Below are 23,324 nucleotides of genomic sequence, written 5' to 3'. Positions count from 1 at the left end.
GAACCGGCCCGGAGCGCGCCCATCGTCGATTCCGACGAATGCATGTGCGGGCGCAGCAAGGTGCGTCGGGAAGGTGTGGCGCTTAGCCCGGCTGGCGGGGCGCGAACACGGGCTCGCGCTTTTGCATGAAGGCCTGCACGCCTTCCATGAAGGCCGGCGCGCCCACCAGCTCGCGCTGGCGTTCAGCCTCGTAGTGAAGCTGCTGCTCCAGCGTGGAAGCGGCTGCGTGGTCCAGCGCGCGGCGGGCTTCCAGCACGGCACCGGCCGGCAGCCGCGCCAGGCGGGCGGCCGTGGCCAGGGCCTGCTCGCGCAGGGCCTCGTCGTCCACGCAGGCCCAGACCAGGCCCCAGTCGGCGGCCTGCTGCGCGCCCAGCCTGTCGCCCAGCAGGGACAGGCCCAGGGCGCGCGCACGGCCCAGCCGGCGCTCGATGAACCAGGTGGTGCCCAGGTCCGGCACGATGCCCAGGCGCGGCAGGAAAGGCAGGTAGAAGTAGGCCGAGCGCGCCGCCAGCGCCACGTCGCCGGCCAGGGCCAGGCCCACGCCGGCCCCGGCTGCCGCGCCGTTGATGGCGCAGACCACGGGCACGGGCAACTGCTGCAGGTCCAGGATGAGGCGGTTGGACAGCTGCTGCATGTTGTCGGCCGTCTGCTCGCCCAGCGTGCGGCCATCGGCCTGGGCCCCGCCTTGTGCCCCACCTTGTGCCCCGCCTTGTGCGCCACCCATGGACGACAGGTCCGCGCCCACGCAAAAGCCCCGGCCCTCGGCGGTGAGCACCAGGGCGCGTAGGGAGGTGTCCTCGCGCACCTCGGCCAGCAGTTCGCGCAGCCGCAGCTGCAAGGGCCTGCCCAGCGGATTCATGCGGGCGCTGTCCTGGAGGACGATGAGGGCGATCTCGCCGTTGTTGCCGTTGTCGCCGTTTGTGCCGTGGCGTTCCATGCGGACGGCCGGACTGGAATTCATGGGGGACTCCTGTGGGTGGGGATGGAAAGTCAGGTGCGCGGCCGCTGCCGGGGCAGGCGCCGGCCCGGCCGGCCCGGCCGGCCCGGTCGGCCCAGTCGGTGCAGCAGGCCCATCACGCCGCCGGGCATGGCGAACATGAAGACGATGAGCACGGTGCCGTAGACGGCCCAGGGCGCGGCCTTGGACACCTGCTCGGCCAGCCCCGGGATGAACATGATGAACAGGGCGCCGAACAGCGCGCCCCACAGCGTTCCCACACCACCCACCACCACGCCCACCAGCAGCGAGATCGACAGGAACATGGTGAAGGAGTCGGGCGCCACGAACTGCACGGCAATGGCCGACAGCGCGCCGCCCACGCCCGTGTAGCCGGCCGAAATCGCAAAGGCCATGGACTTGCAGTGCGCGTTGTCCACGCCCATGGCCTCGGCCGCCATGGCGTGGTCGCGGATGGCGCGCAGCGCCAGGCCGCTGCCGCTGTCTATGAGGTTGCGCGCCATCCAGAACAGCAGGGCCGCCACGGCCAATGCATAGAGGTAGAACCACTGGTCGGCATCCAGCGGCAGGCCCCAGGGCGCCTCGGGCTTGGTCAGCACGATGCCGCCCACGCCGCCGGTCCAGGCCTCCAGGTGGCGGTACTTGAGCAGTTGGGGCATGGCCACGCCCAGCGCAAAGGTGGCCAGCGCCAGGTACAGCCCTTCCAGCCTGAGCGCGGGCCGCCCGAACAGGTAGCCCGCCGCCAGGCTCACCAGGCCCGCTGCAGGCACGGCCAGCCAGTAGGCCAGGCCTGCGCGGTCCATCAGGATGCCGGCCGCATAGGCGCCTATGGCGAAGAAGGCGCCATGGCCCAGCGAGATCTGGCCGCTGTAGCCCGTGAGAATGTTCAGCCCCACCAGGGCCACGGCATAGGCCAGCACCATGGTGGCCTGGAACAACTGGTAGCCCTTGGCCACGAAGACCAGCGAGCAGGCCGCCAGCGCCAGCGCCGCGATCAGTACCGTTCCGAGGGGCAGGGGGCGGCGCGCGCTGGTGGAGGCGACCAGCGCGTCAGACGAGGAGGCGGATCGTGTGGACATCATTGTTCTCCAGGGCGTTTGGCACAAAACTGGCGTGGCCCAAAAGCGAGGGTGTCGTCCCCCTCCCGCGTAGCGAGAGAGGGGGCGCCGTGCAACGGGAAGCGGCGTAGCCGCTCAGGGGGGACATTGTTCAAACCCTCCTGACGACCTTGCGGCCCATCAGCCCGGCCGGCCGCACGATGAGCACGCCCACGATCAGCACCAGGGCCACCGAGAGCTTGAGTTCGGTGCCGACCACGTAGCTGCCCACCAGGTTTTCAAGCACGCCCACGATGAAGCCGCCCAGCACGGCGCCCGCGGGGCTGTCGATGCCGCCCAGCAGCGCGCCCGCAAAGGCATACAGCAGCACGCCGCTCATCATGTGCGGATCGAGGAAGACCACGGGCGCCACCATCATCCCGGCCACCGCGCCGATGGCGCCGGCCAGGCCCCAGCCCAGCATCAGCATGCGTCCCACGGAGATGCCCACCAGGCGCGAGGAGGCCGGGTTCTGCGCGGCTGCGCGCATGGCCAGCCCCAGCGGCGTGAGCCGGAAGAAGGCAAACAGCAGGGCCACGATGGCCAGGGCCACGAAGATGGTGCCCACCTCATGGGCCGACATCAGGGCGCTGCCGTACCAGGCGTCGGCCGGGAACGGGCTGGGGAACTCCTTGATGGTGTAGCCGAAGATCCAGCCGGCCAGGCTGTGGAAGACGATCAGCAGGCCGATGAAGACCACCACCTGGGCCAGGTCCGCCGCCTTGTGCATGGGGCGGATGATGGCGAACTCCACCGCCGCGCCCAGCACGAAGGACAGCGCCACCGTGGCCAGGAAGGCCCACCAGTACGGCAGCCCCGCCTGCAGCAGCGCCCAGGCGATGAAGGTGGAGAACATGGCCATCTCGCCCTGCGCGAAATTGATGTGGTGCGTGGCCTGGTAGATCATGACCAGGGCCAGCGCCACGGTGGCGTAGATGCCGCCCGTGGCCAGGCCGGCCAGCAACTGGTGGATGAAGGCGTCCATGGCAGCTACTCCCCGAGATAGGCCTGGCGTACCGCATCGTTGCGGCGCATGGCTTCGCTGGGGCCGTGCAGCACGATGCGGCCGGTCTCCAGCAGGTAGGCGCTGTGCGCCAGCTCCAGCGCCAGGCGCGCGTTCTGCTCCACCAGCAGGATGGTCGTGCCCTGCTCGGCGTTGATGCGCTGCAGGATGCCGAAGATGTCGCGCACCACCAGCGGCGCCAGGCCGAAGGAGGGCTCGTCCAGCAGCAGCAGGCGCGGGCGGCCCATGAGGGCGCGGGCAATGGCCAGCATCTGCTGCTCGCCGCCCGACAGCGTGCCGGCCTGCTGGGTGCGGCGCTCGCGCAGGCGGGGGAAGTAGCCGAACATGCGCTCCATGTCGCCGGCCACGTCGGCACGGGCCGCACGCGTGGGCCGGGCCTGCGCGCCCAGGCGCAGGTTCTCCTCGGCGCTGAGCTGGGCGAAGGTGCCGCGCCCGTCGGGCACATGGCCCACGCCCTGGCGCGCGATGCGCTCGGTGCTGTGCCGGTCTATGCGTTCGCCGGCCAGGCGCACCTCGCCGCGCGTGTCCACCAGGTGGCGGCAGATGGCGCGCAGCGTGGTGGTCTTGCCCGCGCCATTGGCGCCCAGCAGGGCCGTGACGCGGCCTTCGGCCAGGTCCATGTCGATGCCGTCCAGCACGCGCACCGACCCGTAGGCCGCATGCAGTCCGCGGATTTCAAGCAGTGCCGGCATGCGCCACCTCCCTGTCCTGATCCTGCGGCTGCATGTCCGAGCCCAGGTAGGCGCGGATGACTTCGGCATGGGCGCGGACCTCGCCCGGCGTGCCTTCGGCGATCTTGCGGCCGAAGTTCAGCGCCACGACCTTGTCGCTCACGCGCATGACCAGGCCCATGTGGTGCTCCACCAGCAGCACGGTCAGCCCCAGCCGGTCGCGCAGCGACAGGATCAGGTCGCCCAGGCCGGCCAGCTCCTCATGGTTGAGGCCGCAGGCCGGCTCGTCCAGCAGCAGCAACTGCGGGCGGCAGGCCAGGGCGCGCGCCAGCTCCACGCGCTTTTGCGTGCCGAAGGGCAGGTCGGCCACGCGGCGCTCTGCCACGCCCGTCAGCTCCAGCAGGGCCATCAGCGATTGCGCCTGGGCGCGGGCTTCTGCCTCGCGCCGGCGCACGCCGGGCAGGCGCAGGGCGTCGCGCACAAAGCCGGCGTGCTGGTGGCTGTGCGTGCCCAGGCGCACGTTGTCGGCCACCGTCATGCTGGAAAACAGGGCCAGGTTCTGGAAGGTACGGCCCATGCCCAGCGCGGCCATGCGGTGGCGCGCCAGCGTGGCCAGCGGCTGGCCGCGAAAGCGGATGTGGCCGGCCTGCCAGGCATACAGCCGCGACAGGCAGTTGAACAGGCTGCTCTTGCCCGCACCGTTGGGGCCGATGAGGCCGCAGATCTGGCCTGCCGCAACATCGAAACTCACGCCGTCCAGCGCGACGATGCCGCCGAAGCGCAGCGAAACGCCTTCAATGCGCAGCAGGGGCTGCGAGTCCTGGCTCATGGCTTTCCCTCCCCCCGATGGTGGGCGGCCTGCGCGGGCCGCGCCGGCCGCACGGTGGCATGGCGGCGCCTACAGGCGCTCGATGATGGTGACGTTGGCCATGCCGCCGCCCTCGCACATGGTCTGCAGGCCGTAGCGCCCGCCGCGCGCATGCAGGGCGTGGATCAGCGTGGCCATGAGCTTGGTGCCCGAGGCGCCCAGCGGATGGCCCAGCGCAATGGCGCCGCCGTTGACGTTGAGCCGCGCCGGATCGGCGCCCGTGGCCTGCAGCCAGGCCAGGGGCACGGGGGCAAAGGCCTCGTTGACTTCGTACAGGTCGATGTCGGAGATGCGCATGCCGGCCTTCTTCAGCGCGGCCTGGGTGGCGGGGATGGGGGCCTCCAGCATGATCACCGGGTCGTGCCCGAGCAGGCTCATGTGGTGGATGCGCGCCAGCGGCTGCACGCCCAGGGCCTTGAGGCCGCGCTCGCTGACCACCATGACGCCGCTGGCGCCATCGCAGATCTGGCTGGCCGTGGCGGCGGTCACGCAGCCGCCCTCGCGGATGGTCTTGACGCCGGCAATGCCCTCCAGCGTGGCGTTGAAGCGTATGCCTTCGTCCACCGTGTGCGGCTGGCCTTCGCCCTCGGCACCGCCTTCGGCGCTGCGCGCCTGCACGGCCAGGATCTCGCGGTCGAAGCGGCCCTCGCGCGCGGCCTGCACGGCGCGCTCATGGCTTTGCAGCGCATAGGCGTCCAGCTGGTCCTTGGCCAGGCCGTACTTGCCGGCCATCATCTCGGCGCCCATGAACTGGCTGAACTCCACGCCTGGATAGCGCTGCTGCATGGCCGGGCTCATGTACACGCCCAGGCCGGACTTGGCGGGCAGGGCGTTGGGCGTGCCCATGGGCACGCGCGACATGCTCTCCACGCCTGCGGCGATCACCATGTCCATGCTGCCCGACATCACGGCCTGGGCCGCGAAATGCAGGGCCTGCTGGGACGACCCGCACTGCCGGTCCACCGTGGTGCCCGGCACGGACTCGGGCAGGGACGAGGCCAGCACCGCGTTGCGCGCCACGTTCGTCGCCTGCTGGCCGACCTGGCTGACGCAGCCCATGATCACGTCCTCGACCTGGGCCGGGTCGGCCTGGCTGCGGCGCACCAGCTCGTCCAGCACCTGGGCCGCGAGATCGGCCGGATGCCAGCCCGAGAGCTTTCCGCCGCGCTTGCCGCCCGCCGTGCGCGTGGCGGCGACGATGTATGCCTGTGCCATGGATATGTCTCCTGTTCCTGTATTCCTGGGGGGGATGGTGGCCCGGCCGGCGCGGGCCGGGCATCGTCGCAAGCGACGATTCCGGCCAGGGAAAACGCGGGGACGGTGCCTGCCGTGGTGCCTGGGCGGTACGCCTAGCGCGGCGCCATGCGGATGGCGCCGTCCAGGCGCACGCACTCGCCGTTGAAGTAGCCGTTGGTGATCATGGTCTCGGCCAGGTGGGCGTATTCGTCGGGCTGGCCCAGCCGCTTGGGGAAGGGCACGGAGGCGGCCAGCGCCGCCTTCACGTTGTCGGGCGCGCCCTGCAGCAGCGGCGTGTCGAAGATGCCGGGAAGGATGGTGTTCACGCGGATGCCCTCGCCCATGAGGTCGCGCGCAATGGGCAGGGTCATGCCCGTGATGCCGGCCTTGCTGGCCGAGTAGCTGGCCTGGCCCATCTGCCCGTCCTGCGCCGCCACCGAGGCCGTGTTGACGATGGCGCCGCGCTCGCCGTCGGCCAGCGGCTCCAGCGTGAGCATGCCCGCCGCCGACTTGGCGATGCAGCGGAAGGTGCCCACCAGGTTGATCTGGATGATGCGGTCGAAATTGGCCACGGGCAGGTGCCGGATCTCGCCCGTGGCCTTGTCGCGGCTGGCCGTCTTGACGGCATTGCCCGTGCCCGCGCAGTTGACCAGGATGCGCTCCTGCCCGTGGGCCGCGCGGGCCTGGGCAAAGCCCGCGTCCACGCTGGCCTCGTCGGTCACGTCCACGCGGCAGAACAGGCCGCCTGTCTCGCGCGCCAGCGCCTGCCCGGCCGTCTCGTTGAGGTCGAACAGGGCAACGCGCACGCCCCTGGCGGCCAGGCGGCGCGCGGTGGCCGCGCCCAGGCCCGATGCCCCGCCCGTGACGACGGCGCTGATGCTTGCGTCAAGCTTCATGTGTGGGTCTCCTTTGTGAGAGTCTTTGCCGCGCGCTCTGTCGCCTTGGCTCGCGACAGGGCGCGCTGCGCTGCCTATGATCTGCAGGCCAGTCTAGGAATCACCCCGCATTGCCGCCATCGTCGAAACCGACGAAAGTGCCCGCTCCTTCCTCCTGCCATGTGCTCCTCGCCCGCATGCCGTCCCCAGTGCCCATTCCTGCTCCCGGTTCCGGCTATGTGCCCCAGGCCAAGCTGAGCCCGCCGCGCGCGGCCGCAGCCCAGGTGGCGCGCCTGGCGGTGGCCGCGCGCTGGCCCGAGGCGCTGCGCGCCCGCGTGGTGCTGGTGCGTGCGCCGGCCGGCTTCGGCAAGACCACGGCCATGCGCCAGATGCGCGAGCGCCTGCAGGCCGAAGGGCAGGCCACGGCCTGGCTCACGCTGGATGCCGCCGACAACGATGTCTCGCGCTTTCTGCAATGCCTGGGCGCGGCCGTGCGCGGCCTGGGCGGCATGGCCGAGCGCGAGGCGGACGGGCCGGGCGAGCTGTCCCGGGCGCTGCAGTCGCTGGCCGGCGAAGGCCGGTCGTTTGCGCTGTTCATCGACGATTTCGAGGTGCTGCACAACGATGCCGTGCTGGGCCTGGTGCGCCAGCTGATGGAGCAGTTGCCCGTGCACGGCCGGCTGGTCATAGGCTCGCGCGCGCTGCCGGCCCTGGGGCTGGGGCGGTTGCGCACCAGCGGCCAGCTGCTCGAGATCGATGCGGCGCTGCTGCGCTTTTCAGCGGCCGAGGCCGAGGAGTTCTTTCGCCTGCGCCGCTGCGCGCTGCCGCGCGAGGCCGTGGCGCGCCTGGTGGACAAGACCGAAGGCTGGATAGGCGCGCTGTGGCTGGCCTCGCTGGCGCTGGAGCGGCATGGGGCGCACAGCGACTTCATCGAGCGCTTCTCGGGCTCGGAGCGTGCCGTGGCCGACTACCTGGCCGAGGACGTGCTGGCACAGCAGGCCGCGCCCGTGCGCGATTTTTTGCTGCGCACCAGCATCCTGCGCACGCTGGATGCCCAGGTCTGCCAGGCCCTGGTGCCGCGCGCCGATGGCGCCGCCATGCTGCAGGCGCTGGAGCAGGCCCATCTGTTCTTGCTGCCGCTGGCCGACGAAGGGCAGGGCAGGCGCAGCTGGCGCTACCACAGCATGTTTGCCGACTTCCTTCGCGCCCAGCTGCAGCGCGAGCGCCCCGGCGAGGTGCAGCGCCTGCATCTGGCGGCCAGCGGCTGGTACGAATCCTGCGGCCGGCCGGTGCCGGCCATCGAGCATGCGCTGGAAGGCGGCGACCTGCCGCATGCCCTGTCCCTGCTGGCGCGCCATGCCGAGGCGCTGATGGAGCAGGGCCGCATGCGCCTGCTGTCGCGCTGGTTCACGGCCCTGCCGGCGCCGCTGCTGGCGCGCGAGCCGCTGCTGCAGGCCGTGGCCGCCTATGCCGACTGCTTCACCCGCGGTCCCGTGCAGGCACAGCTGTGGCTGGATGCGCTGGAGCCCGGCATGGCCGCCGACCCTGCCGCGCAGGCCCTGGTCATCGCCCTGCGGCCGCTGCTGCTGGCCATGATGGACCGCGTGGAAGAGGCTGCACCACTGGGCCGCGAGGCGCTGGCGCGCCTGCCCAGCTGCCGGCCCTTTGCGGACAGCTCGCTGACCAATGCCATGGCCTACGTGGCATCGGTGCTGGGCGATACCGACGAGGCCCGCCGCCTGCTGGATGCGGCACGCAGCACCCAGGCCGGCAGCCTGTTCAGCCGCATGTACACCGAGGCCATGGAAGGCGTGCTGGACCTGTCCGCCGGCCGGCTGCGCCAGGCGGCAGCGCGTTTCAGGGTGGCGCTGGCTGCCACGCCGCGCAGCGCGGCCTACAACCCCACCAACGGCAATGCCTGGGCAGGCGTCCTGTACGCGGGGGTGCTCTACGAGGGCAATGACATCGACGGCGCCGATCACCTGCTGCAGGTCTACCTGCCGCTGGCACGCGATGTGGGCCTGCCCGACCACGTGATCGCCAGCTACCGCATGCGCGCGCGCATCGCCTTCCTGCGCGGCGACGTGGATGCCGCCGTGGGCCTGCTCACCGAACTGGAATACCTGGGGCACGAGCGCCAGCTGCCGCGCGTGACGGCCAGCGCGCGGCTGGAACATGCGCGCATCTTCGTGCTGCAGGGCAACCGGGCGGCCGCGTCCGAGGCGCTGGAGCGTGCCGACGACCCTGGCGTATGGCCGCGCGTGGAACGCCTGCGCCTGCCGCCGCACGAGGTGGAGGACATCGCCATCGCCCGGCTGCGCTGGGGTCTGCACTTTGGCGACTGCCGTGCCGTGCGCGATGCCATCGCCCCCTTGCTGGCCGATGCGCAACTGCGCGGGCGCCGCCACCGCAGCCTCAAGCTGCAGGTGCTGTTCGCGCTGGCCGAGGCGGGCTGCGGCGACTTGGACGCCGCCGCCGCCATGCTGGCCCAGCCGCTGCGCCACTGTGCCAGCGAAGGCTTTGTGCGCCTGATGCTCGATGAGGGGCCGCTGCTCGCGCCCGTGCTGCAGCGTGTGCTGTCGCCCTCACTGTCGCCTTCACAGACGCTTTCACTATCGCGCCGCACGGAAGCGGCGGAGCCGGAGGCGGCCGCCCATGCGCAGCGGCTGCTGTCTGCCCTGGGCGAGCCTGCCGAGCCCGCCGATCCCCCCGAGCTGCAGGCAGCGGATGCGCCCCAGGGCCCGGCGCCGGCCACGGCGCTTGCCGAGCCCCTGACCCGCAAGGAACTGCGCGTGCTGGAGCTGCTGGCCTCGGGCTACTCCAATGCGGCCATGGCCGAGAAGCTCTTCGTCTCCGACAGCACGGTGCGCACCCACCTGCGCAGCATCAACCTCAAGCTGGGCGCGCGCAGCCGCACCCAGGCCGTGGCGCTGGCGCGGGAGCTGCGGGTTCTGCGCTAGGCCGCTGGCGGCTCAAGCCTGCAGATGGCGCGCATAGGTCAGGAACACTTCGTCACGCACCCAGCCCAGCGACTCGTACAGCGCCTGGGCGCGCAGGTTGTTGCGTGCCGTGGTCAGGTCCATGCGTGCATGGCCCGTGGCGCGGGCATGGGCTTCGGCCGCCAGCAGCAGGGCGCGGCCCACGCCCAGGCGGCGCGCCTCGGGCACCACGAAGAGGTCGTAGAGCACGTAGATGGGCGCGGCCAGCACCGAGCAGAACGAGGGGTAGAGCTGGCAAAAGCCCAGGGCGCTGCCGTCCGGTCGGCGGGCCAGCAGGATCACGGATTCGCCGCGCTCCAGCCGCGCCGTGATGAAGGCCAGCGCCGCGTCGGCATCCGCAGGTTGCTCGTAGAACTGGCGGTAGGCATCGAACAGCGGCGCGATCAGCGCGGCGTCTTCGGGGATGGCGGTGTGTATGGCTGTGGAGTTCATCGGCGGTTCAGGGCGGAGGTTGCCAGCATGGCGCAGGGCAAGGATGCCGTGCTCATATCTTTGCTGAATCTCTCCATTTGGAGATGTGATTTGACCTGGATCATGGACAGGCGGAACACTCCCGGCCCATGTCCGAACAAAAGATCGAGTTCTACAAGGGGGCCGCTGGCGGCTGGGGCGCATTGCGCAGCGTGAGCCAGGCCCTGATGCGCCAGGATATCGCCGTCAAGGGCGCCAAGACGCTGCTGTCGGCCAACCAGCCCGACGGCTTCGACTGCCCGGGCTGCGCCTGGCCCGACCGCAACCACCATTCCACCTTCGAGTTCTGCGAGAACGGTGCCAAGGCCGTGGCGGCCGAGGCCACGGCGCGCCGCGTGACGCCCGAATTCTTTGCCCGGCACATGGTGGCCGAGCTCATGGTGCAAAGCGATTTCTGGCTGGAAGACCAGGGCCGGCTCACCGAGCCCATGGTGTACGACGCGGCCAGCGACCGCTACCGGCCCATCGCCTGGGACGACGCCTTTGCGCTGATCGCCCGCCACCTGAACGCGCTGCCCGACCCGAACCAGGCCATCTTCTACACCTCGGGCCGCGCCAGCAACGAGGCGGCCTTCCTGTACCAGCTGTTCGTGCGCGCCTACGGCACGAACAATTTCCCCGACTGCTCCAACATGTGCCACGAGCCCAGCGGCAGCGGCATGAAGCCGCAGATCGGCGTGGGCAAGGGCACGGTGCAGCTGGCCGATTTCGAGCAGGCCGATGCCATCTTCATCTTCGGCCAGAACCCCGGCACCAACCACCCGCGCATGCTGGGCGAGCTGCGCGCAGCCCACAAACGCGGCGCGCGCATCCTGAGCTTCAACCCGCTGCGCGAGCGCGGGCTGGAGCGCTTCCAGGACCCGCAAAGCAAGCTGGAGATGGCCACCCTGGGCGCCACGCCCATCAGCACGCACTACTTTCAGCTGCGCGTGGGCGGCGACATCGCGGCCGTCAAGGGCATCATGAAGCATGTGATCGCGCAGGACGATGCACTGGGGCACGGGTGCGGCGGCGTGCTGGACCATGCCTTCATCGCCGAACACACGACCGGCTTCGAGGCCCTGGCCGAGGACCTGCGGGCCGAGGACTGGGGCCTGCTGGAGGCCGAGTCCGGCCTGAGCCGCGCGCAGATGCAGACGGCGGCCGAGGTCTACATCGCCGCCCGCAGCACCATCGTCTGCTGGGGCATGGGCATCACGCAGCACATGCATTCGGTGGCCGCCGTGCAGATGCTGGTCAACCTGCTGCTGCTGCGCGGCAACATCGGCCGCCCGGGTGCGGGCGCCTGCCCGGTGCGCGGCCACAGCAATGTGCAGGGCGACCGCAGCATGGGCATCTGGGAAAAGCCGCCGGCCGCGCTGCTGGACCGGCTGCAGCAGGTCTTCGGCTTCGAGCCGCCGCGTGCCCACGGCGTGGACGTGGTCGAGTCCATTCGCCTCATGCTCGAAGGCAGGGGCAAGGTCTTCTTCGCGCTGGGCGGCAACTTCGCGGCGGCCACGCCCGACACGCATGCCACCTGGCAGGCACTGCGCCGCTGCGACCTGACCGTGCATGTGACCACCAAGCTCAACCGCAGCCACCTGGTGCACGGCCGCGAGGCGCTGATCCTGCCCTGCCTGGGCCGCACCGAGATCGACATGCAGGCCACCGGCCCGCAGGGCGTGACGGTGGAGGATTCCATGGGCATGGTCCATATCTCCAGCGGCATCAACCCGCCTGCGTCCGAGCACCTGCTCAGCGAGATCGCCATCGTCGCGCGCCTGGCTGCCGCCACGCTGGGCGCGCAGCGGCCCGTGCCCTGGCTGGAGCTGGCCGGCGACTATGCGCGCATACGCGAGCTGATCGAGCAGGTCTTCGACGACTTCCACGACTTCAACGCGCGCGTGGCCGTGCCGGGCGGCTTCAAGCTGCGCAATGCGGCGAGCGAGCGCATCTGGGAGACGCCCCGGGGCAAGGCCGGCTTCTTCGTGCACGCCGTGCCGCGCGACACGCCCGTGCACCGCGCACGCGCCGCGCGCAGCCCCGGCGCATCGCCGGTGTTCACGCTGTTCACCACACGTTCGCACGACCAGTACAACACCACCATCTACGGCATGGACGACCGCTACCGCGGCGTCTTCGGACAGCGCCGCGTGGTCTTCATCCATGCCGAGGACATCCGCGCCCTGGGCATGAAGGATGGCGACTGGGTGGACCTGCAGACGGTGTGGGATGACGGCCAGCAGCGCAGCGCCGAGCGCTTCAGGCTCGTGGCCTACGACATTCCGCGCGGCTGCATCGCTGCCTACTATCCGGAGACCAATCCGCTGGTACCGCTGTCGGCCACGGCCATCGTGGCGGGCACGCCCAGCTCCAAGTCCATTCCCGTGCAGCTGGTGGCGCACAGGCTGCCTGCCGTGCCGTCTCCCGCGCTGGAAGAAATGGCGGCCTGAAGTGCAAGGCATGGAAGAACTGGCCGCCGCCATCCTGCGCGAATTGGCCACCGAGCCCGCACCCATGTCCCTGCCCAGGCTGGGCAAGCGCCTGGGGCAGGGCGCCAGCGTGCTCATGCGCTGCCTGGCGCTGATGGGCGATGCGCCCATTGCCGGCACACCGGGGCCGGGCTGGGTCAGGCTGGAGCAGGAAGAGGGGCGGTGGCTGGCGGCCCTGACGGAGCGCGGGCGCTTGTGGGTGGAGGCCGAGGCCGGTCAGGCGCTGGCCGAGGGCACGGGACGCGTGCGGTAGAACTGCATCGGAAACTCCTGCATTTCCTTGGCGTGCTGGTTGATCACCGCGCGCTTCATCTTGCCGACCACGTGCATCTCGCAGGGCTTGCAGTCGAAGCGCAGCGTGAGTTTTTCCTTGCCGTTGATCAGCTGCAGCGGCTCGGCCTTGATCGTGCCCTTGACGCCGATCACGCCCTTGGCCTGCTTGGGGCACAGGCTCATGGAAAAGCGCACGCAATGCTTGGTGATCATCAGGCTGACTTCGCCTTCTTCTTCTTTGCTCTCGTAGGCCGCGTCGATGACCTTGACGCCGTGCTTGATGTAGAAGTCGTGCGCCTTCTGGTTGTAGACGTTGGCCAGGTAGGTCAGCGTGTCCTCGGGGAAGGGCACGGGCGGCTCCACGGGCAGGGCGCGCGGCAGGCGCACGAAGCCGGCCTGGCGTGCGGCCTCCAGCGCGGCGACGGCGTCGCGGCGCAGCTGGTTCAGGGCCGAGGCCGGCACGAACCAGGGCTGGCTCAGTTGCAGGCCGATGTCATGCACGGAAAAAATGGTGGCGCCGAAGCGGCCCAGCTGCTCGCGCAGCGTGGCCTCGGCACGGGCTGCGTCGGTGGCGGCCTGGTGTTCCTGCACGATGGCGGCGGTGGCGGTGAAGCCGTCCTCGTCGGTCAGCGTGAGCGCAAAGCCGTCGGGCGTTTCCTTGAGTTCGGCCCACAGGCCGATGCGGCGGTCGCTGGACTTCTTGTCCAGCGTGCGCACCCAGGCCATGTCGCGGTTGCGGTTGACTTCCAGGCCCTTGCGCAGATCCTTGAAGCCGGCGATGGGGTCCTTGGGGAACAGGCGCCACAGCGACTTCTTCGCATCCACCGACTCGGCGCGGTTGATCTGCAGGCCCACCAGTTCCTTTTGCAGGTCGTAGTAGCACAGGCCGTCGCCGTTGTGCAGTTCGGTGTCGCGGCTCGAGGTCTCGATCTCCACGAAGTTCTCGCCCACCTTGGTGACCCAGCCGATGGCGCGGCCCGGTGTCTTGGGCGTGTCGAAGGCGCCGATGTCGTCCTTGCGGCCGTTGACGAAGTAGTCGGTGAACTCGCGGTTGAAGTTCTGGTCGGGGTCGGGCGTGAAGCTGAACGTGGTGCTGCCTGAAGACGAGCGCGCCAGCGGCGTGTCGGAGAATTCGCGCTCCTCGATGATTTCGTCCAGCAGCTTGCGGTAGTGGGCCGTGATGTTCTTCACGTAGCCCATGTCCTTGTAGCGGCCCTCGATCTTGAAGCTGCGCACGCCGGCGTCGATCAGTGCGCGCAGGTTGTCGCTCTGGTTGTTGTCCTTCATGGACAGCACGTGCTTTTCGTGGGCAATGATGCGGCCGCTGGCGTCCAGCACCTCGTAGGGCAGGCGGCAGGCCTGGTTGCAGTCGCCGCGGTTGGCGCTGCGGCCCGTGTGGGCGTGGGTGATGTAGCACTGGCCCGAGTAGGCCACGCACAGCGCGCCGTGCACGAAGAATTCGATGGTGGTGCGCGCCGGGTCGGTGGCCGCACGCACGGCGGCGATCTGCTGCAGGTCCAGCTCGCGCGCAACGACGATCTGCGACAGGCCGGCATCCTGCAGGAAGCGCGCCTTCTCGGGCGTGCGGATGTCGGTCTGGGTGCTGGCGTGCAGCTGGATGGGCGGCAGGTCCAGCTCCAGCAGGCCCATGTCCTGGATGATCAGCGCGTCGGCACCGGCCTCGTAGATCTGCCAGGCCATCTTGCGCGCGGCCTCCAGTTCATCGTCGCGCAGGATGGTGTTGAGCGTGATGAAGATGCGGCTGCCGAAGCGGTGCGCGTGGTTGATCAGGCGCTGCAGGTCGCGGATGTCGTTGCCCGCCGTGGCGCGCGCGCCGAAGGCCGGGCCGCCGATGTAGACGGCGTCGGCGCCATGGTTCACGGCCTCGATGCCGATGTCGGCATCGCGCGCGGGAGACAGGAGTTCGAGCTGGTGGGGCAGGAGGGACATGGGGCTTTGTGGTGTTCTGTGTTCGTACCCGCACCGGCGTGGGGGGCCGGGCGTCGGGCGCAATGCGGGGGAAAACTGGCCCCCACGCTACCCTTGCTGCGCAAGGTCCGCTGCCCCCCAAGGGGGCCGCTTTTTGTCTTGGGGCGGTCCGGCGACGAAAACCTCGCAGCCCGTTTGCGGTGAGGCGCAGCATTATCGCCGCAGCCCCGAAAAAACGTGCGCCAGGGGGTATGCGCCCGATGCCCGGACGCGCAGCGCCGGTTTTTGCCTATCCTTTAGGATGCGCACTGCACGGGCCGGGCCGCCATGCCGGACACCCTGGCCCGTGCCTGCTCCGCCCTCTGCCTGGTGCGCTTTCGCTGCGCCAGTCCTTGACCGGCCGGGCAGCGCCAGACTGGCCACGCCGCAGCGGATTTCGCTGGCCAAGGCGCCGTTTCACTGATTGACCGTTTTTTCCAGGAGTTGCCATGCACGCCTCGATTCGCCATTTCCCGTGGGCCGGCCCGGCCCTGCTGTGCGCCATGCTGGGCAGCGGCGGCCTGGCCTGGGCGCTGCCGGGAAGCGGCCCGGCCAACGGGCAGGCGGCAGGGGCTTCCGCTGCGGCGGCTGCACCCGGTACGGCCGCTGCACCCGCTGCGCCCGCTGCACCGGGTGCAGCCGATGCGCCCCTGGTGGTGCGCATTGCCCATGCCGGGCCGGTGTCCGGCCCCATTGCCAGCCTGGGCAAGGATGAGGAAAACGGCGTGCGCATGGCCCTGGACGATCTCAATGCCAAGGGCCTGGAGATCGGCGGGCGCAAGCTGCACTGGAAGCTGGAGGCCGGCGACGACGGCGGCGACCCCGGCCAGGCCGTGGCCCTGGCCCGGCGCCTGTGCGACAAGAAGGTGGCGGCCGTGGTCGGCCACCTGCAGTCGGGCACCACGCTGCCGGCCACGTCCATCTATCAGGACTGCGGCATCGTCATGGTCACGCCGGCGGCCAGCAACCCGGCCATCACCCAGTCGGGCTATGACACCACGTACCGCGTGATCGCCGACGACCGCGCCATGGTCGATGCGCTGGTGTCCCACGCCGTGGGCAAGCTGGGCGTCAAGCGCGTGGCCATCATCGATGACCGCTCGGCCTACGGCCAGGGCATCGTGGCGCTGTTCGAGGCCCAGGCGCGCGAGCAGGGCATCGAGATCGTGGACAAGCAGTACACCGGCGACAAGTCCACGGACTTCGTCCCCATCCTCACGGCCATCAAGGGCAAGAAGCCCGACGCCATCTTCTTCGGCGGCCTGGATGCCCAGGCCGGCCCCATGCTCAGGCAGATGGCCCAGCTGGCCATGGACAAGGTGCGCTTTCTGGGCGGCGACGGCCAGTGCACGCTGCGCCTGCCCGAGCTGGCCGGCAACGCGGCGCCGCTGCGCAACGTGACCTGCGCCGTGGGCGGCAGCCCGCTGGAGCGCATGCCGGGCGGCACCGCCTGGAAGCAGCGCTATGACCAGCGCTTTGCCGACCAGTACCAGGTCTTCAGCCCCTACGCCTACGATGCCACCATGGTGCTGGCCCAGGCCATGGTGCGGGCCGATTCCATCCGGCCCGATGCCTATATCCCCTATCTGCGCCAGACCCGGTATGAGGGCGTGACGGCGCCGATTGCCTTCACGCCCCAGGGCGAGCTGCAGGCGCCGGTGGTCACGCTGTACCACTACGCGCAGGGCGTGCGCAAGGCGCTGCCCTGACGCGCTGACGACGTGGCTGCCGAACACCCTTTCTTGCCGCAGGCCGACGACGAGGCCTGGATGCGCGCCGCCCTGGAGCTGGCACGCGCCGCTGCCGGGGCGGGCGAGGTGCCCGTGGGCGCCGTCATCGTCAAGGACGGCGCCATCATCGGCCGGGGCCGCAACGCGCCCGTGGCCCACGGCGATCCCACGGCCCATGCCGAGGTGCTGGCGCTGCGCGATGCGGCCGCGCACCTGGGCAACTACCGGCTGGACGACTGCACGCTCTACGTGACCCTGGAGCCGTGCACCATGTGCAGCGGCGCCATGCTGCATGCGCGCCTGGGCCGCGTGGTCTATGGCGCGGCCGAGCCGCGCACGGGCGCGGCCGGATCGGTGCTGGACGTGTTTGCGCTGCCGCAGATCAACCACCACACGCAGGTGACGCGCGGCGTGCTGGCCGGCGAATGCGCGGCCCTGATGTCGGACTTCTTTCGCACGCGCCGGGCCGAGCAGCGCGCGGCCCAGCCGCATCCGCTCAAGGACACGGCGCTGCGCCATGCGGATTCCACCTTCGGCGGCTTTGCCCAGCCGCAGTGGCGCAGCGACCTGCCGGCGCTGGCAGGCCTGCGCCTGGCCGTGGTCGATGAAGGACCGCATGATGCACCGCTGACATGGCTGTGCCTGCACGGCAGCCCGGCATGGGGCCAGCTGTTCCAGCCCATGCTGCCCGGGTGGCTCCAGGCCGGCCATCGCGTGGTCGTTCCCGACCTGCCGGGCTTTGGCCGCAGCGACCAGCCCAAGAAGGACAAGGCGCACAGCGCGGCCTGGCATGTGCAAGTGCTGCGCGAGCTGGTGCTGGCGCTGGACCTGCGGAACATCGTGCTGGTCGGCCATGACGATGGCGTGCACCTGGGCCTGGCCGTGGCGCAGGCCGAGCCCGCCCGTTTTTGCGGCGCCTGGCTCATGAATGCCTGGCCCGCAGGCCTGGCGCCCGATGCCTGCATGCAATGGTTTGCGCAGGCGGCGCGCAAGCCGTCATGGCCCGTGGGCCGCGCCATGCGCGAGGTGGGCGAGGAGGCCGGCGCACAGCCGCAGGCCTGGAACCTGCCGTTTTCCCAACCCGGCCACCGCGCCGCGCTGCAGGCCTGGCCCCGCGTGCGGGCCGAAATGCCTGCGCTGCCGATGGCGTTGCTGGCGCAGTGGAGCCAGCAGCAGCGCCTGTGGGTGCAAGGCGGCGAGCACGATGTGCTGCTGCCCGCGCCCGCATGGCGACAGGCCTGGCTGCAGGCGCTGCCACAGCTGCCGCCGGCGCAGCTGCGCCTATCCCCGTGCGGCCATTGGGTTCCCCTGTGCGCAGCCGGCATGGTGGCCGACGCTGTGGAATACTTCCGCCCATAGGCCAGCGCCGCCGGCCCCTTGCCGGGGCTGCGCGGCGCCAGGTCCCCGTCTTCACTCCCCTTGCAATATGGAGCATGCCGGCCAGGGCCGGCATGGAACCACCTTGGCCACTTCGCGCAGTTCCCGCACCCCCCGCAAAACGGCAGCCGCTACCGCTACCGTTTCTGCTCCCGCAGATCACTCGCACGAGCATGTGCATTCAGCCGACGGCCAGTGCTGCGCGCATGGCCACGGGCGTGCCGATGACCATGGGGATGCCCACGACCACGAGCATGTGCACGCCGCCGACGGCAGCTGCTGCGGCCACGCGCATGACCAGGGTCCGCGCCACATCTATATCTACTCGCCCGCCGGCGCCGTGCGCGACAAGGCCGGTTTCAAGCGGGCCGTGCGCCGCCTGGAGGCCATGGGCCACCAGGTGGAGATCGATGCCGATGCGCTGAGCAGCCACCAGCGCTTTGCCGGCGACGACGCCACGCGCCTGGCGGCCATCGACCGTGCGGCGGCCAGCGGTGCCGACCTGGCGCTGCCCACGCGCGGCGGCTACGGCCTCACGCGCATCCTGCCGGGCATCAAGTACAAGGCCGTGGCCAAGGCCATCGCAGGCGGCACGCGTTTCGTGGGCCTGAGCGACTTCACGGCGCTGTCGCTGGCCCTGCTGGCCAAGACCGGCGCCACCACCTGGGCCGGCCCGCTGCTGGTGCACGACTTCGGCCGCCCCGACGACGAGGGCGGCGTGGACGACATCATGCTGGACTGCTTCAACGACCTGCTCAGCGGCCAGGGCGAGGGCGCGGGCTGGCAGATGCCGAAGATCGGCCTGCGCGAAGACGGCAAGCCTGCCGTCAAGGACTTCTACATCAGCGGCGGCGCCACGCTGTGGGGCGGCAACCTGGCCGTGCTGGTGTCCCTGCTGGGCACGCCGTACTTCCCGCAGATCAAGGGCGGCATCCTGTTCCTGGAAGACGTGGGCGAGCATCCCTACCGCGTGGAGCGCATGCTGACCCAGCTGCTGCATGCGGGCGTGCTGGCCCAGCAAAAGGCCATCGTGTTCGGCCAGTTCAGCGAGTTCAAGCTCAGCTCGCATGACAAGGGCTTCAAGCTGCAGACCGTGATCGACTGGCTGCGCAGCCAGGTCAAGTGCCCCGTGCTGCAGGGCCTGCCCTACGGCCATGTGCCGACCAAGGTGATGCTGCCCGTGGGCGCGCCCGTGTCGCTGTCGGTCGAAGGGCGCGATGCGCTGATCTACTGGGGCCACGTGCACTGAGCGGCAAGGAGCAGACGGCATGCTGCAGATGTGGGAGTTCGCGGCCTACCCGCTGCTGGCGCTGATGTTCGTCGGCATCTTCACGCGCGAGGTGATCGCGCCGGCCTCGCGCAACCATTGCGACCGGCGCTGGCTGATCCTGTCCACGCTGCTGGGCCTGGGCACGCTGGCCACCACCTTGGCGGTAGGCCATCTGTTCTCGGACGGCATCCGCCGCCATGCGCTGCTGGACGTGGGCCGGCAATGGCCGGCCTGGGCCGTGGGCGCACTGAGCTTTGTGCTCACCAGCTTTGTCTTTTACTGGTGGCACCGCGCCACGCACCGGTCGGACACGCTGTGGCGCCTGTTCCACCAGCTTCACCACAGCGCGCCGCGCGTGGAGGCGCTCACGGCGTTTTTCGCCCATCCCATGGACACGGCCGCCGCCGTGCTGCTGAGCGCGCTCTCCAGCTACTGGGTGCTGGGGGCCAGCCCGCTGGCTGCCGCCTTTGCCATCGGCCTCACGGGGGCGTTCGACCTGTTCCTGCATGCCGACATCCGCACGCCGCGCTGGCTGGGATACATCGTGCAGCGGCCCGAGATGCACACCGTGCACCACCAGTACGGCCACCATGCGCAGAACTACGGCCTGCCCGTCTGGGATCTGCTGTTCGGCACCTGGGCCAATCCGGCCGAGCGGGTGGAGCGCCTGGGCTTTGATGCCGACAAGGCCGAGCGCGTGACCGACATGCTGCGCTGGCAAGACGTGCACAAGCAGAACTCCCCCTGAGGCGCTGCGCGCCTTCCCCCTCTCGCTTCGCGGGGGGGACTACAGCCTCGCTGCGGGGCGGCGCGGCCGGCGTAGGCCCTTGCTCGCTGTCCCTTGTTCTTGGCCGCGCCAGTTTTTGATGCTCTGTCCGGTGGCGGGGGGCTGACTGCTATTCGAGGTAGCGGCCGTTTTCCTTGCGGCGGGCGCGCATGCCGGTGCGCAGGAAGAGCACGGTGCCGCCTTGCTCGGCCAGCGGCGCGCGCGTGTCGCCGGACAGGTGGGCGTCCAGGCGCTGGGGCAGGTTCTCCAGCAGGGAGCGGATGGCGGACAGGTCGGTGTCGGCCGCTTCGGGGTGGTCGCGCACGAAGCCTTCAAGGTAGGCGCGGGCATCGGCCTGCAGCTGCTCGCGCGTGGTGGCCAGCGAGACGTAGCTGACACCGGCCTGGCCCGGCGCCTCGGTTCCCAGCAGGTAGCAGCCTATGTAGTCACCACGGGGCTGGCCCACGGGCGGGTCCTGGCTGAGCTTCTTCAAGAGGCTGAAAGGCCACATTCCTGGTACTTCCTGTTTCTGTCTGGCGCCCTGCATCCATTTGCGCAGGGCGGGCGCTGATTGTCGCCTGAAGGCGGGGCCAGACTTGCTGACGATTCGTCGTGAGCAATGTGAGCAATGGACCAGTTCATATGCTACAAACTGCAACACTACGATATGAAAAAAAGCAGGGGGAAGGGAGAAGAATGGGAATCATGCGAATCCTGAACTCGCGATGGTGGAGCGTGGGCGCCGTGGCGTTGGTCGGCTCGGCCCTGCTGGCCGGCAGCGCGGTGGCCATCTATGCCGTGCGCGTGCAGCCGGTGCTCGACGGACAGCTCACGCTGGCCGGCCTGGAGCAGCCCGTGCGTGTGCGGCGCGACGAGGCCGACATCACCCACATCAGCGCCTTCACGCCGCAGGACCTGTGGCGCGCGCTGGGCCATGTGCATGCGCAGGAGCGCGGCTGGCAGCTGGAGTTCAACCGCCGCCTGATGCACGGCACGCTGTCCGAGATCCTCGGGCCGGCCACGCTGGACACCGACAAGCTCATGCGTGCGCTGGACATACGCGGCGCGGCGCGGCGCCAGTACGCATCCCTGCCCGCCAACGCGCGCGAGGCGCTGCAGGCCTACAGCGAGGGCATCGCGGCCTTCTATGCGGCCCTGCCCATGCGCCAGCATCCGCAGGTGCCCGAATTCATGCTGCTGGGCACCACGCCGGGCGGAGGCGACAGCTCGGCCTGGGCGCCCGAGGACAGCGTGGGCTGGGCGCTGATGATGGCGCTGGACCTGGGCGGCAACTGGGGCAACGAGTTCGCGCGGCTGGCCGCGCTCTCGCAACTGGACACACAGCAGCTGTGGCAGCTGATGTCGCCCTATCCGGGCGAGGCGCCGGCCACCGCCACCGATCTGGCCGCGCTTTACCGAGGGCTGGGCGTGTACCGCCAGGAGGCACAGGCGGCGTCTGCGCCCAAGGTGGCTGCTGCCGGCGAGGCGAGCGATGCCTGGGCCCGCTGGTCCCGCGACATGGTGCGCGATGCGGGCACCAACGACGGCAAGGGCAGCAACAACTGGGTGCTGTCGGGTAGCCGCACGGTCAGCGGCAAGCCCCTGTTGGCCAACGATCCCCATCTGGGCCTGAGCGCGCCCGCCATCTGGTACTACGCGCGCCTGCAGTCGCCCGCCGGCCATGCGCAGGACGGCACGCCGCTGGCGCCCATCGATGTGGTGGGGGCCACCCTGCCGGGCCTGCCCTTCGTGGTGCTGGGGCGCACGCGCGAGGTGGCCTGGGGCTTTACCAACACCAATCCCGATGTGCAGGATCTGTACCTGGAGCAGATCGATCCAGGCAACCCGGGCCGCTACCGCACGCCGGACGGCTGGGCGCCTTTCACCGAGCGCAGCGAGCGCATCAGGGTCAAGGGCCGGGCCGATGTGCAGCTCACGCTGCGCAGCACGCGCCACGGCCCCGTGATCAGCGATGTGCAGCCCCAGTACGAGGCCGTGCTCGACAAGCGCCGCTACGCCGTGGCCCTGCGCTGGGCCGCGCTGGACACCGACAACCTCACCGTGCAGGCCGGCCTGCGCGCCAACGAGGCGCGCAGCGTGGCCCAGCTGTTCGAGGCCTTTGCCGACTACCACTCGCCCATGCAGAGCATCGTCGCGGCCGATGTCCATGGCGACATCGGCTTCAAGGCCGCAGGCCGGGTGCCGCTGCGCGCGGCCGACAACGACCTGCGCGGCGTGGCGCCCGCGCCGGGCTGGGAGGCACGCTACGACTGGCAGGGCTGGCTGCCCTACGACCAGGCCCCGCAGGACGATGGAACGGCGCAGGGCTATCTGGCCACCGCCAACCAGCGCATCACGCGCGAGGGCTATGCCCACTTCCTCACCCAGGACTGGAGCCTGCCGTACCGGCACCAGCGCATCACCGAACTCATCGATGCGAAGGACAGGCACGACGTGGTCAGCATGGCCTCCATCCAGAACGACCAGACCTCGCTGGCCGCCCGTGCCCTGCTGCCGCAAATGCTCAAGGCCCTGGACGAAGCGCCGGCCACACATCCGCTGGCCGGGCAGGCGCGCCGGGTGATGGCGCAGTTCGACGGCCGCATGGATGCTGCGCAGGCCGCGCCCCTGATCTTTGCCGCCTGGGTGGACGAACTCACGCGCGGCCTGGTGATCCCGCGCATTGGCGCACAGACCTTTGCGGCCACCTATGGCAAGCGCGACTACCGCGCAGGCATCGAAGGCATGCTGGAACGCCGCGACGGCTGGTGGTGCGCGGCTGCAGGCTGCAGTGCCCAGGTCAGCCAGGCGCTGGACCGGGCGCTGGTGCGCCTGCAGTCCATGCAGGGCAGCGATCTGGGCCGCTGGCGCTGGGGCACGGCGCATGCGGCCCTGAGCAGCCACCGGCCGCTGGGCAGCGTGGGGCTGCTGGCGGGCATCTTCAATGTCAGCGTGCCTTCGGGCGGTGACAGCTACACCGTCAACGTGGGCCAGTACCTGCCCGGCGATGCCAGGGCGCCGTTCGCCAACCGCCATGCGGCATCGCTGCGCGCCATCTACGACCTGGCCGAGCCCGAGCGCTCGCTGTTCATCTACCAGACCGGCCAAAGCGGCGTGGCCCTGTCCAGCCGCTATGCGGACATGTCTGCCGAATGGGCCGACGGCCGCTACCGGCCGCTGCAGATGGCGCCCGCGCGCTGGCGCCATTCGATGATGCTGCGGCCGCAGTAGGTTGCAGTAGGTTGCAGTAGGTTGCAATAGGCTGCAGTA

18 protein-coding genes are annotated in these 23,324 nt (G+C 70.2%); 8 read left to right on the top strand and 10 right to left on the bottom strand.

The features are described 5' to 3' along the window. Positions 1-82 precede the first annotated feature (82 nt). The 7 genes from DTS01S_RS12760 to DTS01S_RS12730 form a co-directional block, all read right to left on the bottom strand. The gene (locus DTS01S_RS12760; RefSeq protein ID WP_061287835.1) at positions 83-961 is read right to left on the bottom strand and encodes an enoyl-CoA hydratase-related protein; all 879 of its coding nucleotides are present in this window, start codon (positions 959-961) and stop codon (positions 83-85) included. Between the two features lie 29 nt (positions 962-990). Then, complete coding sequence (locus DTS01S_RS12755) at positions 991-2,037, bottom strand: branched-chain amino acid ABC transporter permease (RefSeq protein WP_061287856.1); 1,047 nt, start codon at positions 2,035-2,037, stop codon at positions 991-993. A 130-nt stretch (positions 2,038-2,167) separates the two neighbouring features. Next, positions 2,168-3,040 (bottom strand): branched-chain amino acid ABC transporter permease, encoded by an 873-nt coding sequence (locus DTS01S_RS12750; protein ID WP_012206619.1) that lies wholly within the window; start codon positions 3,038-3,040, stop codon positions 2,168-2,170. Positions 3,041-3,045: 5 nt separating this feature from the next. Next, positions 3,046-3,771, bottom strand: coding sequence for an ABC transporter ATP-binding protein (locus DTS01S_RS12745; RefSeq protein WP_016451396.1), 726 nt, complete (start codon positions 3,769-3,771; stop codon positions 3,046-3,048). Beyond that, positions 3,755-4,579, bottom strand: a complete 825-nt coding sequence (locus tag DTS01S_RS12740) for an ABC transporter ATP-binding protein (RefSeq protein WP_016449217.1) — start codon at positions 4,577-4,579, stop codon at positions 3,755-3,757. The genes DTS01S_RS12745 and DTS01S_RS12740 overlap by 17 nt, the downstream gene beginning before the upstream one ends. Before the next feature lie 69 nt (positions 4,580-4,648). Further along, complete coding sequence (locus tag DTS01S_RS12735; RefSeq protein WP_016451397.1) at positions 4,649-5,833, bottom strand: acetyl-CoA C-acetyltransferase; 1,185 nt, start codon at positions 5,831-5,833, stop codon at positions 4,649-4,651. A 134-nt stretch (positions 5,834-5,967) separates the two neighbouring features. Beyond that, positions 5,968-6,750, bottom strand: coding sequence for an SDR family NAD(P)-dependent oxidoreductase (locus DTS01S_RS12730; protein ID WP_016451398.1), 783 nt, complete (start codon positions 6,748-6,750; stop codon positions 5,968-5,970). 176 nt (positions 6,751-6,926) lie between these two features. Here DTS01S_RS12730 and DTS01S_RS12725 point away from each other — a divergent pair, with 176 nt between their 5' ends. Continuing rightward, the gene (locus DTS01S_RS12725; RefSeq protein ID WP_061287834.1) at positions 6,927-9,689 is read left to right on the top strand and encodes a LuxR C-terminal-related transcriptional regulator; all 2,763 of its coding nucleotides are present in this window, start codon (positions 6,927-6,929) and stop codon (positions 9,687-9,689) included. Positions 9,690-9,701: 12 nt separating this feature from the next. Here DTS01S_RS12725 and DTS01S_RS12720 read toward each other — a convergent pair whose 3' ends face one another. After that, positions 9,702-10,160: a GNAT family N-acetyltransferase gene (locus DTS01S_RS12720; protein WP_047218404.1), complete on the bottom strand. Its 459-nt coding sequence runs from the start codon at positions 10,158-10,160 to the stop codon at positions 9,702-9,704. 128 nt (positions 10,161-10,288) lie between these two features. On the opposite strand from DTS01S_RS12720, the gene DTS01S_RS12715 reads away from it, so the two are divergent. Both DTS01S_RS12715 and DTS01S_RS12710 read left to right on the top strand, forming a co-directional pair. After that, the gene (locus tag DTS01S_RS12715; RefSeq protein ID WP_016451400.1) at positions 10,289-12,631 is read left to right on the top strand and encodes an FdhF/YdeP family oxidoreductase; all 2,343 of its coding nucleotides are present in this window, start codon (positions 10,289-10,291) and stop codon (positions 12,629-12,631) included. A 10-nt stretch (positions 12,632-12,641) separates the two neighbouring features. Continuing rightward, a complete protein-coding gene (locus DTS01S_RS12710) occupies positions 12,642-12,923 on the top strand; it encodes a hypothetical protein (RefSeq protein ID WP_016451401.1) in 282 nt (93 codons plus the stop codon). Here the strand turns inward: DTS01S_RS12710 and DTS01S_RS12705 are convergent. After that, positions 12,887-14,893, bottom strand: coding sequence for a peptidase U32 family protein (locus DTS01S_RS12705; protein ID WP_016451402.1), 2,007 nt, complete (start codon positions 14,891-14,893; stop codon positions 12,887-12,889). The two genes, DTS01S_RS12710 and DTS01S_RS12705, sit on opposite strands and share 37 nt — an antisense overlap. Before the next feature lie 467 nt (positions 14,894-15,360). Here DTS01S_RS12705 and DTS01S_RS12700 point away from each other — a divergent pair, with 467 nt between their 5' ends. The 4 genes from DTS01S_RS12700 (at position 15,361) to DTS01S_RS12685 (ending at position 20,036) form a co-directional block, all read left to right on the top strand. After that, positions 15,361-16,620, top strand: a complete 1,260-nt coding sequence (locus tag DTS01S_RS12700; RefSeq protein WP_061287833.1) for a branched-chain amino acid ABC transporter substrate-binding protein — start codon at positions 15,361-15,363, stop codon at positions 16,618-16,620. 60 nt (positions 16,621-16,680) lie between these two features. After that, positions 16,681-18,000: a tRNA adenosine(34) deaminase TadA gene (gene tadA, locus DTS01S_RS12695; RefSeq protein ID WP_061287855.1), complete on the top strand. Its 1,320-nt coding sequence runs from the start codon at positions 16,681-16,683 to the stop codon at positions 17,998-18,000. Positions 18,001-18,274: 274 nt separating this feature from the next. Continuing rightward, positions 18,275-19,267, top strand: coding sequence for an LD-carboxypeptidase (locus tag DTS01S_RS12690; protein WP_034363628.1), 993 nt, complete (start codon positions 18,275-18,277; stop codon positions 19,265-19,267). A gap of 19 nt (positions 19,268-19,286) precedes the next feature. Continuing rightward, a complete protein-coding gene (locus tag DTS01S_RS12685) occupies positions 19,287-20,036 on the top strand; it encodes a sterol desaturase family protein (protein ID WP_016449226.1) in 750 nt (249 codons plus the stop codon). A 148-nt stretch (positions 20,037-20,184) separates the two neighbouring features. Here the strand turns inward: DTS01S_RS12685 and DTS01S_RS12680 are convergent, their stop codons facing one another. Further along, on the bottom strand, positions 20,185-20,565 hold the full coding sequence (locus tag DTS01S_RS12680; RefSeq protein WP_034363630.1) for a hypothetical protein: 381 nt from the start codon (positions 20,563-20,565) through the stop codon (positions 20,185-20,187). Positions 20,566-20,750: 185 nt separating this feature from the next. On the opposite strand from DTS01S_RS12680, the gene DTS01S_RS12675 reads away from it, so the two are divergent. Beyond that, positions 20,751-23,285, top strand: a complete 2,535-nt coding sequence (locus tag DTS01S_RS12675; RefSeq protein ID WP_061287832.1) for a penicillin acylase family protein — start codon at positions 20,751-20,753, stop codon at positions 23,283-23,285. Positions 23,286-23,324 lie beyond the last annotated feature (39 nt).

Origin of the sequence: Delftia tsuruhatensis NBRC 16741, assembly GCF_001571325.1 — a bacterium.
GTDB classification, from domain to species: Bacteria; Pseudomonadota; Gammaproteobacteria; order Burkholderiales; family Burkholderiaceae_C; genus Comamonas; species Comamonas tsuruhatensis.
This window is presented reverse-complemented; position numbering and strand designations above follow the sequence as displayed.

Excerpts from the sequence above, each read along its gene's own strand:
- DTS01S_RS12755 (WP_061287856.1), bottom strand. The coding sequence starts at position 2,037 with ATGTCCACACGATCCGCCTCCTCGTCTGACGCGCTGGTCGCCTCCACC.
- DTS01S_RS12680 (WP_034363630.1), bottom strand. The coding sequence starts at position 20,565 with ATGTGGCCTTTCAGCCTCTTGAAGAAGCTCAGCCAGGACCCGCCCGTG.
- DTS01S_RS12745 (WP_016451396.1), bottom strand. The coding sequence starts at position 3,771 with ATGCCGGCACTGCTTGAAATCCGCGGACTGCATGCGGCCTACGGGTCG.
- DTS01S_RS12740 (WP_016449217.1), bottom strand. The coding sequence starts at position 4,579 with ATGAGCCAGGACTCGCAGCCCCTGCTGCGCATTGAAGGCGTTTCGCTG.
- DTS01S_RS12685 (WP_016449226.1), top strand. The coding sequence starts at position 19,287 with ATGCTGCAGATGTGGGAGTTCGCGGCCTACCCGCTGCTGGCGCTGATG.
- DTS01S_RS12720 (WP_047218404.1), bottom strand. The coding sequence starts at position 10,160 with ATGAACTCCACAGCCATACACACCGCCATCCCCGAAGACGCCGCGCTG.
- DTS01S_RS12735 (WP_016451397.1), bottom strand. The coding sequence starts at position 5,833 with ATGGCACAGGCATACATCGTCGCCGCCACGCGCACGGCGGGCGGCAAG.
- DTS01S_RS12705 (WP_016451402.1), bottom strand. The coding sequence starts at position 14,893 with ATGTCCCTCCTGCCCCACCAGCTCGAACTCCTGTCTCCCGCGCGCGAT.
- DTS01S_RS12675 (WP_061287832.1), top strand. The coding sequence starts at position 20,751 with ATGGGAATCATGCGAATCCTGAACTCGCGATGGTGGAGCGTGGGCGCC.
- DTS01S_RS12710 (WP_016451401.1), top strand. The coding sequence starts at position 12,642 with ATGGAAGAACTGGCCGCCGCCATCCTGCGCGAATTGGCCACCGAGCCC.
- DTS01S_RS12730 (WP_016451398.1), bottom strand. The coding sequence starts at position 6,750 with ATGAAGCTTGACGCAAGCATCAGCGCCGTCGTCACGGGCGGGGCATCG.
- DTS01S_RS12715 (WP_016451400.1), top strand. The coding sequence starts at position 10,289 with ATGTCCGAACAAAAGATCGAGTTCTACAAGGGGGCCGCTGGCGGCTGG.
- DTS01S_RS12725 (WP_061287834.1), top strand. The coding sequence starts at position 6,927 with ATGCCGTCCCCAGTGCCCATTCCTGCTCCCGGTTCCGGCTATGTGCCC.
- DTS01S_RS12760 (WP_061287835.1), bottom strand. The coding sequence starts at position 961 with ATGAATTCCAGTCCGGCCGTCCGCATGGAACGCCACGGCACAAACGGC.
- DTS01S_RS12750 (WP_012206619.1), bottom strand. The coding sequence starts at position 3,040 with ATGGACGCCTTCATCCACCAGTTGCTGGCCGGCCTGGCCACGGGCGGC.
- DTS01S_RS12700 (WP_061287833.1), top strand. The coding sequence starts at position 15,361 with ATGCACGCCTCGATTCGCCATTTCCCGTGGGCCGGCCCGGCCCTGCTG.
- tadA (WP_061287855.1), top strand. The coding sequence starts at position 16,681 with ATGCGCGCCGCCCTGGAGCTGGCACGCGCCGCTGCCGGGGCGGGCGAG.